This window comes from Bradyrhizobium sp. 956_D2_N1_4, from assembly GCF_052076025.1.
In the GTDB taxonomy this organism is placed as follows: domain Bacteria; phylum Pseudomonadota; class Alphaproteobacteria; order Rhizobiales; family Xanthobacteraceae; genus Bradyrhizobium; species Bradyrhizobium barranii.
Genome location: NZ_CP197237.1, coordinates 7103387 through 7119547, shown reverse-complemented (window position 1 = coordinate 7119547; position 16161 = coordinate 7103387). Strand labels below are relative to the sequence as shown.

The 16161-nt window shown below is 64.2% G+C and carries 15 protein-coding genes; 8 read left to right on the top strand and 7 right to left on the bottom strand.

All coding sequences use genetic code 11. The annotated features are described in order from the left end of the window. Positions 1–28: 28 nt before the first annotated feature. Both maiA and AB7535_RS33645 read left to right on the top strand, forming a co-directional pair. Positions 29–661, top strand: coding sequence for a maleylacetoacetate isomerase (gene maiA / locus AB7535_RS33650; protein ID WP_354114197.1), 633 nt, complete (start codon positions 29–31; stop codon positions 659–661). After that, positions 651–1163 carry a MarR family winged helix-turn-helix transcriptional regulator gene (locus tag AB7535_RS33645; RefSeq protein WP_354114198.1) on the top strand — a complete coding sequence of 171 codons (513 nt, stop codon included), beginning with the start codon at positions 651–653 and terminating at the stop codon, positions 1161–1163. The genes maiA and AB7535_RS33645 overlap by 11 nt, the downstream gene beginning before the upstream one ends. A gap of 229 nt (positions 1164–1392) precedes the next feature. Here AB7535_RS33645 and AB7535_RS33640 read toward each other — a convergent pair whose 3' ends face one another. The 5 genes from AB7535_RS33640 to AB7535_RS33620 form a co-directional block, all read right to left on the bottom strand. After that, complete coding sequence (locus AB7535_RS33640; RefSeq protein WP_354114199.1) at positions 1393–3006, bottom strand: benzoate-CoA ligase family protein; 1614 nt, start codon at positions 3004–3006, stop codon at positions 1393–1395. Then, the gene (locus AB7535_RS33635) at positions 3003–4142 is read right to left on the bottom strand and encodes an FAD-dependent monooxygenase (protein WP_354114200.1); all 1140 of its coding nucleotides are present in this window, start codon (positions 4140–4142) and stop codon (positions 3003–3005) included. The genes AB7535_RS33640 and AB7535_RS33635 overlap by 4 nt, the downstream gene beginning before the upstream one ends. 188 nt (positions 4143–4330) lie before the next feature. After that, positions 4331–4546, bottom strand: a complete 216-nt coding sequence (locus AB7535_RS33630; RefSeq protein WP_028148322.1) for a hypothetical protein — start codon at positions 4544–4546, stop codon at positions 4331–4333. 127 nt (positions 4547–4673) lie between these two features. Continuing rightward, positions 4674–5465, bottom strand: a complete 792-nt coding sequence (locus tag AB7535_RS33625; protein WP_439037475.1) for a cysteine rich repeat-containing protein — start codon at positions 5463–5465, stop codon at positions 4674–4676. Between the two features lie 236 nt (positions 5466–5701). Further along, positions 5702–6703 (bottom strand): NADP-dependent oxidoreductase, encoded by a 1002-nt coding sequence (locus AB7535_RS33620; RefSeq protein WP_063980688.1) that lies wholly within the window; start codon positions 6701–6703, stop codon positions 5702–5704. 210 nt (positions 6704–6913) lie between these two features. Here AB7535_RS33620 and AB7535_RS33615 point away from each other — a divergent pair, with 210 nt between their 5' ends. Further along, positions 6914–8209: a dicarboxylate/amino acid:cation symporter gene (locus AB7535_RS33615; protein ID WP_166074360.1), complete on the top strand. Its 1296-nt coding sequence runs from the start codon at positions 6914–6916 to the stop codon at positions 8207–8209. Positions 8210–8221: 12 nt separating this feature from the next. Continuing rightward, entirely contained in the window at positions 8222–9142 is a 921-nt protein-coding gene (locus tag AB7535_RS33610) for an amino acid ABC transporter substrate-binding protein (protein ID WP_071908418.1), read from the top strand. Between the two features lie 192 nt (positions 9143–9334). On the opposite strand, the gene AB7535_RS33605 is transcribed toward AB7535_RS33610, so the two are convergent. Continuing rightward, positions 9335–10132, bottom strand: coding sequence for an ATP-grasp domain-containing protein (locus AB7535_RS33605; RefSeq protein WP_354114202.1), 798 nt, complete (start codon positions 10130–10132; stop codon positions 9335–9337). Between the two features lie 374 nt (positions 10133–10506). Here AB7535_RS33605 and AB7535_RS33600 point away from each other — a divergent pair, with 374 nt between their 5' ends. The 4 genes from AB7535_RS33600 to AB7535_RS33585 all read left to right on the top strand — a co-directional run bounded on the left by AB7535_RS33600 (position 10507) and on the right by AB7535_RS33585 (position 14705). Continuing rightward, positions 10507–11280 (top strand): ferredoxin--NADP reductase, encoded by a 774-nt coding sequence (locus AB7535_RS33600; RefSeq protein ID WP_014490313.1) that lies wholly within the window; start codon positions 10507–10509, stop codon positions 11278–11280. 344 nt (positions 11281–11624) lie between these two features. After that, positions 11625–12536 carry a patatin-like phospholipase family protein gene (locus tag AB7535_RS33595; RefSeq protein ID WP_175617983.1) on the top strand — a complete coding sequence of 304 codons (912 nt, stop codon included), beginning with the start codon at positions 11625–11627 and terminating at the stop codon, positions 12534–12536. Between the two features lie 202 nt (positions 12537–12738). Next, the gene (locus tag AB7535_RS33590) at positions 12739–14364 is read left to right on the top strand and encodes an FMN-binding glutamate synthase family protein (RefSeq protein WP_166105402.1); all 1626 of its coding nucleotides are present in this window, start codon (positions 12739–12741) and stop codon (positions 14362–14364) included. Positions 14365–14465: 101 nt separating this feature from the next. Next, positions 14466–14705, top strand: a complete 240-nt coding sequence (locus tag AB7535_RS33585) for a PilZ domain-containing protein (RefSeq protein ID WP_028159962.1) — start codon at positions 14466–14468, stop codon at positions 14703–14705. A gap of 73 nt (positions 14706–14778) precedes the next feature. On the opposite strand, the gene AB7535_RS33580 is transcribed toward AB7535_RS33585, so the two are convergent. Beyond that, a complete protein-coding gene (locus AB7535_RS33580; protein ID WP_166353460.1) occupies positions 14779–16074 on the bottom strand; it encodes a hemolysin family protein in 1296 nt (431 codons plus the stop codon). Between the last annotated feature and the right edge of the window lie 87 nt (positions 16075–16161).

Sequence of the window (16161 nt, the reverse complement as noted above, 5' to 3'; positions counted from 1 at the left end):
ATGACGGAAAATAAAAGGGAGGGTTCCGATGAAGCTGCACGGCTATTTCCGCTCCAGCGCCGCCTATCGGGTGCGGATCGCGCTGAACCTCAAGGGCCTCGGCGCCCAGCACCTGCCGCATCATCTTCGCAAGGGCGAGCAATGTGCGCCCGCCTATCTCGCCATCAATCCGCAAGGGTTGGTGCCGACACTGGAGAACGATGCGGGAGCGGTACTGACCCAATCGGTCGCCATCATCGAATGGCTCGACGAGACGCATCCCAATCCGCCGCTGCTGCCGAAGGGTCCGCTGCCACGCGCCAAGGTGAGGGCGTTCGCGCTGGCGATCGCCTGCGACACCCACCCGGTGCAGAATTTGAAGGTGCTGGCGCGGCTGCGCGAGCTTGGGCTCGCCGAGGAGAAGGTCCAGGACTGGGCGGCGTGGGTCAACCGCGAGGGGCTGTCGGCCTGCGAGACGCTGATCAGGGACGAGGCGGGGCCGTTCTGCTTCGGCGATGTGCCGACGCTCGCCGATCTCTGCCTGGTGCCGCAGCTCGCCAATGCCCGCCGCTTCGGCGTCGATGTGTCGGCCTATCCGCGGCTGCTGAAGGCGGAGGCTGCGGCAAAGGCGCTGCCGGCCTTCGCAAACGCCGCGCCGGAGAAGCAGCCCGATGCCGAGTAAGCCCGCCCCTCCGATCACAATCGACGCGGTCTATGCCGCGCCGGGCTATCTGTTCCGGCGCATGCAGCAGATCGCAGTCTCGATCTTCATGGAGGAGTGCAAGGCGTTTGATCTCACGCCGGTGCAATATGCGGCGCTGATCGCGATTCACACCCATCCCGGCATCGACGCGACACGGCTGTCGGCGGTGATCGCCTTCGACCGCTCAACCCTTGGAAGCGTGATCGAGCGGCTGCAGGCCAAGGATTTTATCGAGCGCAAGCCGGCACCCGAAGACAAGCGGATCAAGCTGCTCTATCTGACGAAATCAGGCGCGGCGATTCTGCGCGAGATCATCCCCGCCGTCGAGCGGGCCCAGGCGCGCATACTGGAGCCGCTGAAACCCGCCGACCGCAAGGCGCTGATGGGGCTTTTGGTGCAGCTCGTCGACCTCAACAACGAGGCCTCGCGCGTGCCGCTGCGCGCGGAGGACGCGCTGGAGCATATGGGGAAGGCGGGGTGAGCGGGATGGTCGGCGGATGCGGTGACGCTGTCGCCTTTATCTCCGCTGTCATTCCCCGCGACCCGGCTACGCCAAGGCTTCGCCAGGGCTGCGGTCCAGGGGCGCCGAAGCTTTAGCGTAGGCGGCAAGCGGGGAATCCAGTACGCCGCGGCTTCTCGGTTCAATCACAACCGCCTCTGGAATACTGGATCGCCCGCCTTCGCGGGCGATGACAGCGAGTTTGGGATTGCTACATCCTCAACAACGCCTGCCGATCAATCTTCCCCGTACCCGTCTTCGGCAGCTCATCGATGAAGATCACCTCGCGCGGATATTTGTAAGGAAGCAGCTTGCCCTTGACGTAATCCTGTAGCCGCCGCGTCGCCTCATTCTGATCGGTCGCGCGGTTGTTCATCACCACCACGGCCTTCAGCGTCATGCGCCGGTCCGGCAGCTCGGCGGCGAACACCGCGCATTCGCGGATGTCGGGGTGGTCGGCGAGGCACAGCTCGACCTCGAGCGGATAGACCCATTGGCCGGAGATCTTGATGAGGTCGTCGGCGCGACCGCGGAAGAAGTGGAAGCCTTCGGCATCGCGGACGAAGCGGTCGCCGGTGTAGATCCAGCCGCCCTCGCGGATGGTCTCGGCGGATTTATCCGGCCGGTTCCAGTACAGCGGCGTGTTGGAATCGCCGCGCACCCACAGGATGCCTTCCTCGTCGTCGGCGACGTCGCGGCCGTCCTTGTCGCGCAGTGCGACCTCGTAGCCGGGCACGCGCAGGCCGGCGGCGCCGAGCTTCTTCTGCGCGGGGCGGTTGGAGAGGTAGATGTGCAGCACCTCGGTCGAGCCGAGGCCTTCGACGATTTCGAGGCCGGTGAGAGTCTTCCAGCCGTTGAAGACGTCCGCAGACAAGACCTCGGCCGCGGAAAGCGACATGCGCAGCGACGAGAAGTTGGTCTTGTCTGCTCCCTCCGCCTTGGTCAGTGAGGTGTACAGCGTCGGCAGGCCGAAGAAGACCGTCGGCTTGTATTGCTCGATCGCGGCAAAGATCGATGCAGGCTTCGGTTGGCCTGGCAGCAGCAGCGTCGCGGCACCCGCGGAGAACGGGAAGGTGACGGAGTTGCCGAAACCGTAGGCGAAGAAGATCTTCGGCACCGAGAAGCAGATGTCGCCGGGCATCAGCTTCAACACGTTCTGCGCAAAGGCGGCATTGCTGTAGGCCATGTCGTGCTGGAGATGCACGATGCCCTTGGGCCGGCCGGTCGAGCCGGAGGAGTACATCCAGAACGCCATCTCGTCGCGATGGGTGTCCGCTTCCGCGAGCTCGGCCGGGAACTGCGCGAGCCAGCCTGGCGCCGCGATCGCCGCCGGCGCGGCGTGGCCGCGCGCTTCGCCGTTGACGACGATCAGCGTGCACAGGCCAGTGTCCTTGCAGGCCTCCGCATCGAAGCGCGTCGCGAATTCGGCATCCGCCACCGCGACCGCCGCGCCGGAATCGGCGAGATAGAATTGCAGCAGGTCTGGCGGCGTCAGCGTGTTGATCAGGAGCGGCACGAAGCCGGCGCGCACCGCGCCGAAGAATGCGGCCGGATAGGCCGGGGTATCGTCGAGGAACAGCAGCACGCGGTCGCCGCGCTTCAGGCCGAGCGATGCGAAACCGTTGCCCCAGCGGCAAGCTTCCGCGCAAAGCTCGGCATAGCTGCGCGTCCCCGCGGGCCCGATCAGCGCGGGCTTGTCGCCGCGGCCCTTGGCGAGCTGGTCGAACAGCACGCGGCTGGCATTGTAGGTTTGCGGAATGGCAAAACCGATTTCGCGGGCGCCCGGGCTGTCGGCGGGCACCTGATCGCGGATCTCGCTGCTCATGCGGCATCTCCGCCGTTCTTCTCGGCCTCGTAGCGCGTCATGAAGGCGGGCGACATCGTGCGCAGCCGGGGGTCGTCGATGCGGCCGGAGCGGGTGATGTAGCTGTAGGCGAAGTCCATCAGGCCAAGCTGCATGTGCTGGGCGAAGTGCTCGTACCAGAAGGCCGAGGTGCGCGCGGCATTGACGAGCTTCTGCACCACCGGTTTTCGCGCGGCCTGGTAACGGTGCAGCGCGGTCGACAGATGCGCATCCGATTCCAGTGCCTTGACCAGCGCAATGGCGTCCTCGATCGCGAGCCGCGTCCCCGAGCCGATGGAGAAATGCGCCGAGTGCAGGGCATCGCCGAGCAGCACCATGTTCTTGAACGACCAGTGCTCGTTCCAGACCCAGGGAAAGTTGCGCCAGACCGACTTGTTGGAGACCAGGCAGTGGCCGCCCAGCGTGTCGGCAAAAACCTCCTCGCAGACGCCCTTGGACTGCTCGGCATCCTTGTAGGCGAAGCCATAGGCCTGCCATGTCGCGTGGTCGCATTCGACCAGGAAGGTGCTCATGGTCGGGGAGTAGCGATAGTGATGGGCATTGAAGGCGCCGCGGTCGGTCTTCACGAAGGTCTGCGATAGCGTGTCGAAGCGTTTCGAGGTCCCGTACCAGACGAACTTGTTGGAGGAGTAGGACAGCGACGTCCCGAAATCGCCCTCATAGGCACGGCGCACCAGCGAATTCAGCCCATCGGCGGCGACGATCAGGTCGTGGCCGTTGAGCTGGTCGATGGCGTGGATCTGCGTGTCGAAGCGCGGCGTGACGCCGGCGTCGAGCGCGCGCTGCTGGAGGAACTGCAGGAGCTCCAGCCTGCCGATCGAGGAGAAGCCGACGCCGTCGATGGCGACGCTGTCGCCGTGAAGGTTCAGCGTGATGTTCTCCCAGCTCTCCATATGCGGCGCGATCGCATCGACCGTTTCGGGGTCGTCGGCGCGCAGGAATTCCAGGGCCTGATCGGAGAACACGACGCCAAAGCCCCAGGTCGCGTCGGCCGGGTTCTGTTCGAACAGGTCGACTTGATCCTCGGGGTGACGCTTTTTCCAGAGATAGGCGAAGTAGAGCCCACCGGGCCCCCCGCCAATCACGGCGATCCGCAACGTCTGCCTCCCTAATTGACAGTATACTTACTATCTAGGGGTACACTAATGTGCTCCGGCCGTCCGCGCCAGCGGAATTATCGAAGGCGGGGCGCGTCGAAGCTTACTCCCGGACACGCGCCAGGCGCGTGTCCGGGGCAGTGACGTTGCGAACCATAGCCAAACCGCGCGAGCTTGGCCATCCGGGGTCAGACGCAGCGCTTCACGTAGACGCCGTTCACCAGCACCCTGGTACAGCGGACCGCGGGAACCGGCTTGCGCACCACGACGGCCGCATTCGGCCCGGCACAGCCGGCGCGGTAGACGCCGCGGGCGCACACCACCGCGTTGGCATCGGTAGACTCAAAGGTCATGCTCGCGCCGAAGGCGAGGAGCGCGGCAGCAATAAGCAAAAATGAACGCATGTTGTCCTCCCGGTCTTGTCGTGATCGAAATCGGTGACTTGCAAAGGGTTTGTCGCGGCAGGCGCGCGAAAATTCATTCGCGCGCGGCCGATCGTGGTCGCGCGCTTGGCGCGCAATTTCGCGCCGCTTATCGCGCCGCGAATGGCGCCAGCACTTCCTTGCAGGCGGGCGACAGTGACGCGGCATTGCTGGAGATGCATTGCACGATGCGGCCCCCGCCCGGCGCGACGCCGGCGCAGAGCGTGCGGATGTCGGCACCGCAGGCCGAGCGTACGATGAACAGCTCTTCGCGCGGCCGCAGCGGGCGCAGCGCGATCACGGCCGGCGCCGCCGCCGGTGCTGCTGCCGCAGGAGCTGCGCCCGCAGGTGCTGCCGTTGCAGCAGCGCCGCCGCCACCGGTTGCGGCGCTCACCGCCTTCTCACAGGCCGGCGAAACCTTGGCCTTGTTCTTCTCGAGACATTCGAGGGCGGGGGCGCCACCCGGCGGCACGCTGGCGCACACCTTGGGATAATCGGCGCGGCACGCGCTCTTGACCGCGGCAATCTGCGTGCTGCTCGGCTGCTTTGACGCCGCCGCTTTCGGAGCGGCTGCGGCGGCGGGGGCCGCTTCGGTCTTTGCCGGTTCGGACTTGGCGGGTGCAGCTTCAGTCTTCGGCGCCGCAGCGGGCTCGACCGCGCGAACCGCGGTCTGGCATCCCGATGACAGGCTGGACATGTTCTTCTGGAGACATTGATACGCCTCCACGCCGCCGGGCGTGACACTCGCGCAGTGCGCCATGAAGTCCGAGCGGCATGCGGAGCGGATGGCGCTCTTCTGAGCGTCGGTCGGCGTTTGCGCGAATGCGCCTGTTGCAGTTGCGAAGAGCGTTGCCGCCAGCAGCGCGCGACGCGTTGATGCATGTTTCAACGTGTTGAACATTTGGGTAAATTCCCTGCCCTGTCGGTCACGCCGACAATTTTTAAATGTAATGCAAGCAATCATTGCGGGTGATGCCGCGTGCAGCATCATTGGCTGCCTCGGCCTCTACCGCAAGTAGATTATACGGGCGCAATTGCGACGTAACTAGAGCATGATCCGGAAAAGTGCGCCGCGGCTTTCCCTCGCGACAAACGCGGAACGCGTTGGCGCGGAGATCATGCTCAAACAATACGGCGTCAGAGCTTGACCATGCGCTTGCCGCGGTTCTCTCCCGCCAGCAATCCGATCAGCGCCTTCGGCGTGTTCTCCAATCCGTCGATGATGTCTTCCTGCACCTTCAGCTTGCCGGATGCGACCCAGCCCTGGAGGTCGGCGAGCGCGCGCTGGCTCTCCTTCATGTAGTCCATCACGATGAAGCCCTGCATGACGAGCCGCTTCACCACGATCAGGCCGGGCACGCCGCGCGGGCCGTGCGCGGCAGGTGCGCCGTCATATTGCGAGATCGCGCCGCAGCAGGCGATGCGGCCGTAATTGTTCATCTGCGGCAGGCAGGCTTCCAGAATGTCGCCGCCGACATTGTCGAAATAGACGTCGATGCCTTTTGGCGCCGCCGCGCGCAGGGCCTTGAACACCGCGCCGTCCTTGTAGTCGACGGCGGCATCGAAGCCGAGCTCGGAGGTCAGCCAATTGCACTTGTCCGCGCCGCCGGCGATGCCGACCACGCGACATCCCCTGATCTTGGCGATCTGCCCGACGATCGAGCCGACGGAGCCGGCCGCCGCGGACACCACGACGGTCTCGCCCTCTTTGGGCTTGCCGATCTCCAGCAGGCCGAAATAGGCGGTGAGGCCGGCGATGCCGAACACGCTGAGCAGATGCGTCATCGGTTCGAGCTTCGGCATTTTCGTGAGATGCTTTGCCGGCACCGCGGCAAACTCCTGCCAGCCGGTGTCGCCGAACACGATGTCGCCGGCAGCCAGCCCCGGCGCCTTCGAGCTGACGACCTCGGCGATGCCGCCGCCGGCCATCACGCTGTTGGCCTCGACCGCGGAGCGATAGGTCGCGCCATGCATCCAGGCGCGGTTGGCCGCGTCGAGCGAGATGTAACGCACCTGCAGCAAGGCCTCGCCGTCCTTCGGCTCCGGCATCGCACCCTCGACCATCTTGAAGTGCTCGGCACCGAGCTTGCCGCTGGGCTTTTCGACCAGAAGAATCTGGCGATTGATGCTGCTGCTCATGGCGTTTCCTCTTCGTTTGCTTGACGATTATTGATGCAGCCGCCGCAAAGAAAACGTGCAAGCCGCATTCGTTGTGCGCTGCATGAAGGCTAGATCGCGCCGACCCGTTTCGCAACGGGAACATCAGGCCATCGCGCGAGCACGCCAAGCGTGTTGCGTCGTCGTCATATCTGCGACATCATGAAGCGCCGGTGTAGGTGGGGGTAAGCGATGTCGAACAAGTTTACGCAATACATTCTGGCCGCGATGGTGCTGGGCATCGTCATGGGGGCGGCGATCTTCAACTTCCTGCCTGACACCAGAGCCGAATGGGCTTCCTCCATCAACCTGATCGCCATGATGTTCCTGCGCCTGATCAAGATGATCATCGCGCCGCTGGTGTTTGCGACGCTGGTCGGTGGCATCGCGCATATGGGCAGCGGTTCGCGGCTCGGGCGCATCTTCGCCAAGACCATGGGCTGGTTCGTCAGCGCGTCCTTCGTGTCGCTGCTGCTCGGCCTCGTCATGGTCAATCTGCTCCAGCCCGGCGCGAACTTCCCCGGCACGCTGCCGCAGGCGGGGCAATCGACCGGCTTGCCGGTCTCGGCCTTCTCGATCGAAAAATTCCTGACCCATCTGATCCCGACCTCGATCGCCGACGCCATGGCGCAGAACGAGATCCTGCAGATCGTGATCTTCGCCGTGTTCTTCTCGGTGGCGATGGGCTCGATGCCCGAACGGTCGAAGCCGATCCTGGCAATGATCGACGACGTCGCTCACATCATGCTCAAGGTGACGAGCTATGTGATGCTGTTCGCCCCGCTCGCGGTATGGGCCGCCATCACGGCCACTGTCGCCAAGAACGGCCTCGGCGTGCTGTGGAAGCTCATCGTCTTCATGGGTGGCTTCTATCTCGCGCTTGGGATCCTGTGGGTCATCCTGATGATCGTCGGCTTTATGGTGATCGGGCCGCGATACAGCCATCTCTTGAAGCTGATCCGCGAACCCCTGATGATCGCGTTCTCCACCGCGAGCTCGGAAGCGGCCTATCCGAAGACGCTGGAGGGGCTGACTAAGTTCGGCGCGTCGTCGCGGATCTCGAGCTTCGTGCTGCCGCTCGGTTACTCCTTCAATCTCGACGGCACGATGATGTACTGCACCTTCGCGAGCATCTTCATCGCGCAGACCTACCACATCGAGATGTCGCTCGCGACGCAGCTGGCGATGCTCGCGACGTTGATGATCACCTCCAAGGGCGTTGCCGGCGTACCGCGCGCATCCCTCGTGGTGATCGCCTCGACGCTGTCGCAGTTCGGCATCCCCGAGGCAGGCCTGCTGATGATCATGGGCATTGACACGTTCCTCGACATGGGACGCAGCGCCACCAATGTCATCGGCAATTCGCTCGCGACCGCCGTGGTCGCGAAGTGGGAAGGTGAGCTCGGGCCCGAGCACGAGCTCGGACCCGGCGAAGCGACGACGCCGGACATGGTTCCGGGCGAACTGCCCGCGATGGCCGGCCATTGACGGGAGTGCATCATGCGCCTTTCAACGGCGATATCGGGTGGCCTGTTGCTGGCGGCGTGCCTGCTGGCAACCGCCGCCTCCGCCCAGACCGGCGGCAGCGAAGGGCTTAGCCCGACGCTGTCGGCCATCAAGAACAGGCACACCGTGCGGCTCGGCTATCGCGAGAGCTCGCCGCCGTTCTCCTTCCTCGACCAGTCAGGCCGCCCGATCGGCTACAGCCTCGAACTCTGCGAGGCCATCGTCGAGGAGATCGGCGTCGAGGTCGACGATCCCGATCTGAAGATCGACTACGTCAAGGTCACCTCGGACGACCGCATCGACGCCGTGCTCCAGAACAAGATCGACCTGGAATGCGGTTCGACCACCGCCAATGCCGAGCGGGGCAAGCGCGTCGCGTTCTCGCCTTTGATGTTCGTCGCCGGCACCAAGCTGATGGTGCCGAAGGCGTCAAAGGTCCAGTCGTTGACCGATCTGAAGGGCAAGACCGTGGTGGTGACGAAGGGCACCACCAACGAGCAGGCGATCCAGGCGGCCGACAAGAAGTCCTCGCTCGGCCTCAACATCGTCACCTCGCCGGATCACGAGCAGTCATACCAGATGCTCGTCGACGGCAAGGCCGATGCGTTCGCGACCGACGACATCCTGCTCTCCGGCCTGATCGCGCGCCACAAGGCGCAGGACAAGTTCCGCGTCACCGGCGACTATCTGTCCTACGATCCCTACGGCATCATGTTCAGGAAGGGCGAGCCGCAACTGTCGGCGGTGGTCGAGCGCACCTTCCGCAAGCTCGGCTCCAATCGCGATCTCGTTCCGCTCTACAACAAATGGTTCAACGCGCGGCTGCCCACCGGCGAACGCCTGAACGTGCCGATCTCCCTGCAGCTGGAGGAAGCCTTCAAGGCGATGGACGATTCCGCCAGCGCGAATAATTGAGCCGCAAGCTCGGTGCACCCTCTCCCCTTGCGGGAGAGGGTGGCTTCGCGAGAGCGAAGCCGGGTGAGGGGTATCTCTCCGCGAGTCCAACTCATATTGAATCTGGGGGAGAGATACCCCTCATCCGGCGCTTCGCGCCACCTTCTCCCGCAAGGGGAGAAGGGAAGACGGCGAGTGCTGAGCGCTCAGCCTTTATGCCCCAAACACCCGATCCAGCGCCGCGTCGTACGTCGCCTGCACTAGCTCCGGATGCGGCTTCGCCAGCGCTTCCATCATCACGCCGGAATTGATTTCCAGCACGCGCCAATCACGGTCGACGCGCACCACGTCAATTGACGCAAAGGCGATGCCGATGGCGCTCGCGGCATCGGTCGCGAGCTTGACACAGGCCGTACGATGCTTGTCGTCCTCCAGCAGCACCGGCTTTGCGCCGGCATCGAGATTGTGTCGCCAATCCGACCCACGCTGCTTGCTGTAGACGACGAGTGGCACATCATCGAGCAGGATCACGCGCACCTCTTGCTCGATCGCGACATAGGGCGAGATCACGAGTCCGGCGCTCATTGAAAAGACCTCGGCGGCCGCGTGGTCGAGTTCGGCCTCTGTCGTCACCTTGAACACCGAGCGCCCCGATGTCCCCTCGTTCGGCTTCACCACCACGCCTTGCGGATGGTCGTGAAGCAGCTCGAGCATTGCGTCTCGCCAATTGGGGCCAACAACGTTCTTGCCCAGCTTTGGGTTGAGGAAGAGGCGATGCGGAATGCATGGCACGCCCTCAAGCGCCAGCACCTCGGCAGTGGCCGATTTGTCGTTGGCGAGGCGGTGCGCGATGGCGCTGTTGAGGCCGATGTCGTAGCCGAACGCGAAGTGGCGCTTCGCGCGGCTGCGCATCGCGAGCAGCCAGCCGCCGGCGCGGACATCGAGCGCGATGCCATGGGTCGCGCAATAGCGCCTGATCGCCTGGACGAAGATCCGCTCGCCGCTTGCCATGTGTTCAGTCGTTCCTGTCGCCAAAAGCCGCAAAAATGCGGGAAACGGCGCCAAACCGGGGTGAAAGTCAGAGCTATTCTTAATGAAATTCTCGCGAGCGCGACGGAAATTAAGTGCTGCGATCAGGCCCTGAAGGGAAAAGAAATTACCCGCCGCGCATCCCCGGCAGCAGATTCATTAATGATGGGGCCATTTCCGCCGCAAATGCCGGTTTGAGCGGCATCAATTGCATCCGGAACGAGGTTGATTATTGGCCTCAATGGCGTAGATCACACACGCGAAATCCTCCGCCATGGCAATGGTGTCCGCCCCGCTTTCAGGGGCCGGGCAACGCTTTTGCCCTAAAACCGCAATTATTCGGAATATCGAAAATCATGAGCGCGTTTTACCGAGAGAAGGTTCTTTCCGTCCAGCACTGGACCGACACGCTGTTCAGCTTCCGCGCCACGCGCGACACCGGCTTCCGCTTCCAGAACGGCCAGTTCGCCATGATCGGCCTCGAGGTCGACGGCCGTCCGCTGCTGCGCGCCTACAGCATGGCGAGCGCCAACCACGAGGAAGAGCTCGAGTTCTTCTCGATCAAGGTTCAGGACGGTCCGCTGACCTCGCGCCTGCAGAAGATCAAGGAAGGCGACACCATCCTGGTCGGCCGCAAGGCGACCGGCACGCTGATCACCGACAACCTCATTCCCGGCAAGCGGCTGATGCTGCTCTCGACCGGCACCGGTCTCGCGCCCTTCGCCAGCCTGATCAAGGACCCCGAGGTCTACGACCAGTTCGACAGCATCGTGCTGGTGCATGGCTGCCGCCAGGTCTCCGAGCTTGCCTATGGCGAGAAGCTGGTTGCTTCCTTGCGCGAGGACGAGCTGTTCGGGGAGCTGCTGGCGGACAAGCTGATCTACTATCCGACCGTGACCCGCGAGCCGTTCAAGAACCGTGGCCGCATCACCGACCTCATCAACTCCGAGCAGATCTTCAACGATATCGGACAGGGCCCGCTCGACATCGAAACCGACCGCATCATGATGTGCGGCAGCCCGGCGATGCTGGAAGAGCTGAAGGTGATGTTCGAAGGCCGCGATTTCATCGAGGGAAGCGGCAACAAGCCCGGCCATTTTGTGATCGAGAAGGCGTTCGTCGAGCGGTAAGCGCCGTTCGGCTTTTGATTGGCGCTCCGTAGCCAAAACATCGGTGTCGTCCCGGGGCGCTCGACTTGTCCGCCGTAGCTCGAAGAGCGAAGGCGGAAGCGCCAGCCCGGGACCCATAACCACAGGAAGTGGTTTGGCGACGGCTAGTGGTTATCAGCTCGCGCCATAGCCTCTCCCTGTGGTTATGGGTCCCCGCATTCGCGGGGACGTCAGTTGAGCGTGGCTGCCATTTCGCCTCTCACACACTCGCCAGCCGTCCACGCCCCTCACCATCCTCCCCCGACTTTGTTATTGGCGCGTCTCGCGCGCCCCTTGTTATAAGCTCGCGCCAAAATCTCGCCGCGATGTTGCAATGCGAGAGCTGGGGAGCTGCGCAAATCTTGTCTGTGATCGACCATGGTTCGCCGAAACCGACCGCCTTCGTGCTGGCGGGCGGCGGCAGCTTCGGGGCGATCCAGGTCGGGATGATGCATTCGCTGGCGAGCCACGGGGTCGTCGCCGATCTCGTGGTCGGCTCCAGTGTCGGCGCGATCAACGGCGCCTATTATGCCGGCGATCCCTCGCTCAAGGGCGTGCTGGGGCTGGAAGCGGTCTGGCGCGGCCTGAAGCGTCATGATGTCTTCCCGGTCACCTGGAAGAGCCTCGCCGGATTCATGTGGCGGCGCGATTTCCTGATTCCCCATGACGGCATCCGCAAGCTGGTCGAGGACCACATCCCCTATCGCAACCTCGAGGATGCTGCGCTTCCGGTGCACATCGTCACCACCGATTTCGTCTCCGGAGAGAGCGTGGTGTTGTCGGAGGGGGCGACGGTGGACGCGATCCTGGCGTCCACTGCGATCCCCGGCGCGTTCTCGCCGGTCTACTACCGCAATCGGTTCCTCGCCGACGGTGCGATCTCCTCGAACACCCCGGTCCGGGTCGCGATCAGGAAAGGCGCAAAACGGCTGGTCGTGCTGCCGACCGGGCACGCCTGCGCGGTGAAGGATCCGCCGGTGGGCGCGGTTGCCAATGCCCTGCATGCGCTGACGCTGCTGATCGCCCGGCAATTGGTGGCGGAGCTCGAGGGGGTGGCGTCCGACATCGAATATGTCGTGGTGCCGCCGCTCTGTCCGCTGGTGGGATCGCCCTACGATTTTTCGCGGACCGACGACCATATTGAGCGTGCGGTCGCGAGCACCGATGCCTGGCTGGCGCGAGGCGGCCTCGAGCAGCACGGCGTCATTCCGCACGAGGCGCAGCCTCATGGTCACTGATTTGTCATTTCATTTGAATCTATTGCACTGCGAAGCCGACCGCGGGATGGATTGATTTGCGGCATCCGGATTCGGTAGCCTCAAGGCGGGGTCCGCGTCATAACCATGGACGTGGCGCGGGCGTATCATGCCCTGTCAGACTGACGAGAGGGATGTGGTCGTGGCCAACGATAACAAGACGCAAGCTTCGCCCGAAGGGCTGATGGAAACCCTGCTGCTGCCGTTCTCGCCGCGTTTCATCGTGCTGACCATCTGCGCGGTCGTCACCGCGCTGCTGATCGGCATCGGCCTCGCCGACGGCAAGATCTTCGACATCCTGCTGATCCCGATCGCGATCTTCGGCGCTCTCACGCTGCTCGGCGTCCGCGATCTCATGCAGAAGAGTCACGCGGTGCTGCGCAACTATCCGATCTCGGCGCATATCCGTTTTCTGCTCGAAGAGATACGCCCCGAGATGCGGCAGTACTTCTTCGAGAGCGAGAAGGACGGCATGCCGTTCTCGCGCGATACCCGCTCGCTGGTCTATCAGCGCGCCAAGATGGAGCTCGACAAGCGTCCGTTCGGCACCCAGGAGGACGTCTACCGCGAGGGCTACGAGTGGATGCATCACTCGGTCTCGCCGAAGACGCATGCCGAGGAGAAGTTTCGCGTCACCATCGGCGGCCCCGATTGCGCAAAGCCATATTCGGCATCGGTGTTCAACATCTCGGCGATGAGCTTCGGCGCGCTCAGCCCGAACGCCGTGCGCGCGCTTAATGCCGGTGCCAGGAAGGGCGGCTTCGCACATGACACCGGCGAGGGCGGCTTCAGCCCCTACCATCGCGAGATGGGCGGCGACATCATATGGGAGATCGGCTCCGGCTATTTCGGTTGCCGTCATCTCGACGGCACGTTCGATCCGGAGGCGTTCGCGCGCGTCGCGAGCCAGGACCAGATCAAGATGGTCGAGCTCAAGATCAGCCAGGGCGCCAAGCCCGGCCATGGCGGCGTGCTGCCCGCGGCGAAAGTCTCGGAGGAGATCTCAAAAATCCGCGGCGTCACGATGGGCGAGGACTGCATCTCGCCGGCCTCGCACCGCGCCTTCTCCACGCCAACAGGCATGATGCAGTTCATCGCCGAGATGCGGCGCTTGTCCGGCGGCAAGCCGGCCGGCTTCAAGCTGTGCATCGGTCATCCCTGGGAATTCCTGGCGATCTGCAAGGCGATGCTGGAGACCGGCATCTATCCGGATTTCATCGTCGTCGACGGCAACGAAGGCGGCACCGGCGCCGCGCCGCTGGAGTTCATGGACCATCTGGGCATGCCGATGCGCGAGGGCGTCAATTTCGTCCACAACGCACTGGTCGGCATCAATGCGCGCGACCGGATCAGGATCGGCGCATCCGGCAAGATCGCGACCGCCTTCGACATGGCGCGGGCGATGGCGATCGGCGCCGACTATTGCAACTCGGCGCGCGGCTTCATGTTCTCGCTCGGCTGCATCCAGTCGCTGAGCTGCCACACCGACCGCTGCCCGACCGGGGTTGCGACCCAGGACCCGACGCGTGCGCGTGCGCTCTACGTGCCGCTCAAGATCGACCGCGTGCATAATTATCACCACGCCACGCTGCACTCGCTCACCGAGCTGATCGCAGCGGCCGGTCTCGAACATCCGCAGCAGCTGCGCCCGATCCACTTCAGCCAGCGGACATCGACCACCCAGGTGCGATCCTTTGCGCAGCTCTATCCGTCGCTGCGTCCGGGCGAGCTGCTCGAAGGCACCGAAGATCCGCGCTTCCGTGAAGCCTGGCAGATGGCGCGGGCGGAGACGTTCCAGCCGGCGCCGTAGGGGCCACCGCATGATCCGCCGCATCCCGCGGCGGTAAAAATTCATCGGGGATTGTGGTTGTGTTTTAACGTCTGTGTCAGCTTGGGGTGTAGATTGGCCCCATGGACGAGCGACGCGACAAAGCCAGGCACCGCGTGCTGAAAGCCGGAACCATCGAGTTCGGCGGCGGCGCGATCGACTGCACCGTCCGCAATTTCTCCGACACGGGTGCCGCGCTCGATGTCACCAGTCCGGTCGGTATCCCCGAGCGCTTTACCCTGGTCATCCAGGCCGACGGAACGCATCTCGCCTGCACGGTCGTCTGGCGCAAGGAGAAGCGGATCGGGGTGCGGTTCGGGTGAGCGGTCTGCGTTGGATCGGCGCGCGCTTAGGGCGCGCTTGTCCGGGACGACGGGTGGAGGGTTGGGTGCGCGATCACCCCGTCTCGACCTCACTCAACCGGCCCGCCAGAATCTTGTCGATCCTGCGTCCGTCGAGATCGACCACCTCGATATGCCAGCCGGCGAAGTCGAAGGCATCGCCGACATTGGGCAGCACGTTGAACTGTTGCAGCACCAGGCCCGCCACCGTGTTGTAGCGGTGCGGCGGCAGCTCGACGCCGAGCAACTCGCCGAACTCGTCGACCGGCATCCAGCCGGAGACCAGCAGCGAGCCGTCATCGCGCCTGACATAGGCCGGCTCCGGCGGTCCCTCCTCGGAATGGAAGGCGCCGACGATCGATTCCAGAATGTCAGCCGTCGTCACGATACCCTCGAAGGCGCCGTATTCGTCGTAGACCAGGCCGACATGAACCGGAGCGGCTTTCAGGATCGCCAGCACGTCGCGGGCGTCGGCTGATGCCGGAATGCCGGGCGCCTCGCGCACCAGCGCTCGCAGATCCGGCGTGCGCTCGTTCATGTAGGCAACCAGCAGGTCCTTGGCCTGGAGCACGCCGATCGGCTTGTCGCGATCGCCGTCCGAGACAGGAAAGCGCGAATGCGGGCTCTTCGCGATGGTCGCTTGAATGGCCTCCGGCGCATCGTTCAGATCGATCTCGTTGACCTCCGTGCGCGGCGTCATGATCGCGCCGACCGGCCGGTCGCCGAGCCGCATGACGCCCGCGATCATCTCCTTTTCACCCGACTCCAGCACGCCCGCGTTCTCGGCTTCGCTGACGAGGTGATGGATCTCGTCCTCCGAGACCTTCTCCTCGGCCTTGCCGCCGCGGCCGAGCAGCGTGAGGATCAGCTTGCCGGAGAGATCGAGCAGGAAGACGAGCGGCAGCGAGATCCGCGCCAGAACGTGCATCGCGGGCGCGACCTTGACCGCGATGCTCTCGGGGTCGCGCAGCGCCACCTGCTTCGGCACCAGCTCGCCGACGATCAGGGTGGCGTAGGTGATCAGCGTGACGACGATGCCGACGCCGACGATGTCGGCGATCCCCGAGGACAGGCCGAGCTCGACCAGCCATTGCGTCAGCCGCTGTCCGAGCGTCGCACCGGAGAACGCGCCCGAGAGCACGCCGACCAGCGTGATGCCGATCTGCACCGTCGAGAGGAACTTTCCGGGATCGGCCGCCAGCGTCAGCGCCCGCTCGGCGCCGCGCACACCCTTGGCCGCGAGCAGCGACAGCCGGGCCGGGCGGGACGAGACCACGGCCAGCTCGGACATGGACAACAGGCCGTTAATGACGATCAGGACGACGACGATGATGAGTTCGACGGACAACATTGCGCGCAAGGAAAAGGGATACCTGACCCGGCGAACGCCGGACCAAGCCCCTTATATATGAACTCGATGCACAATTTGTCCGGTTCC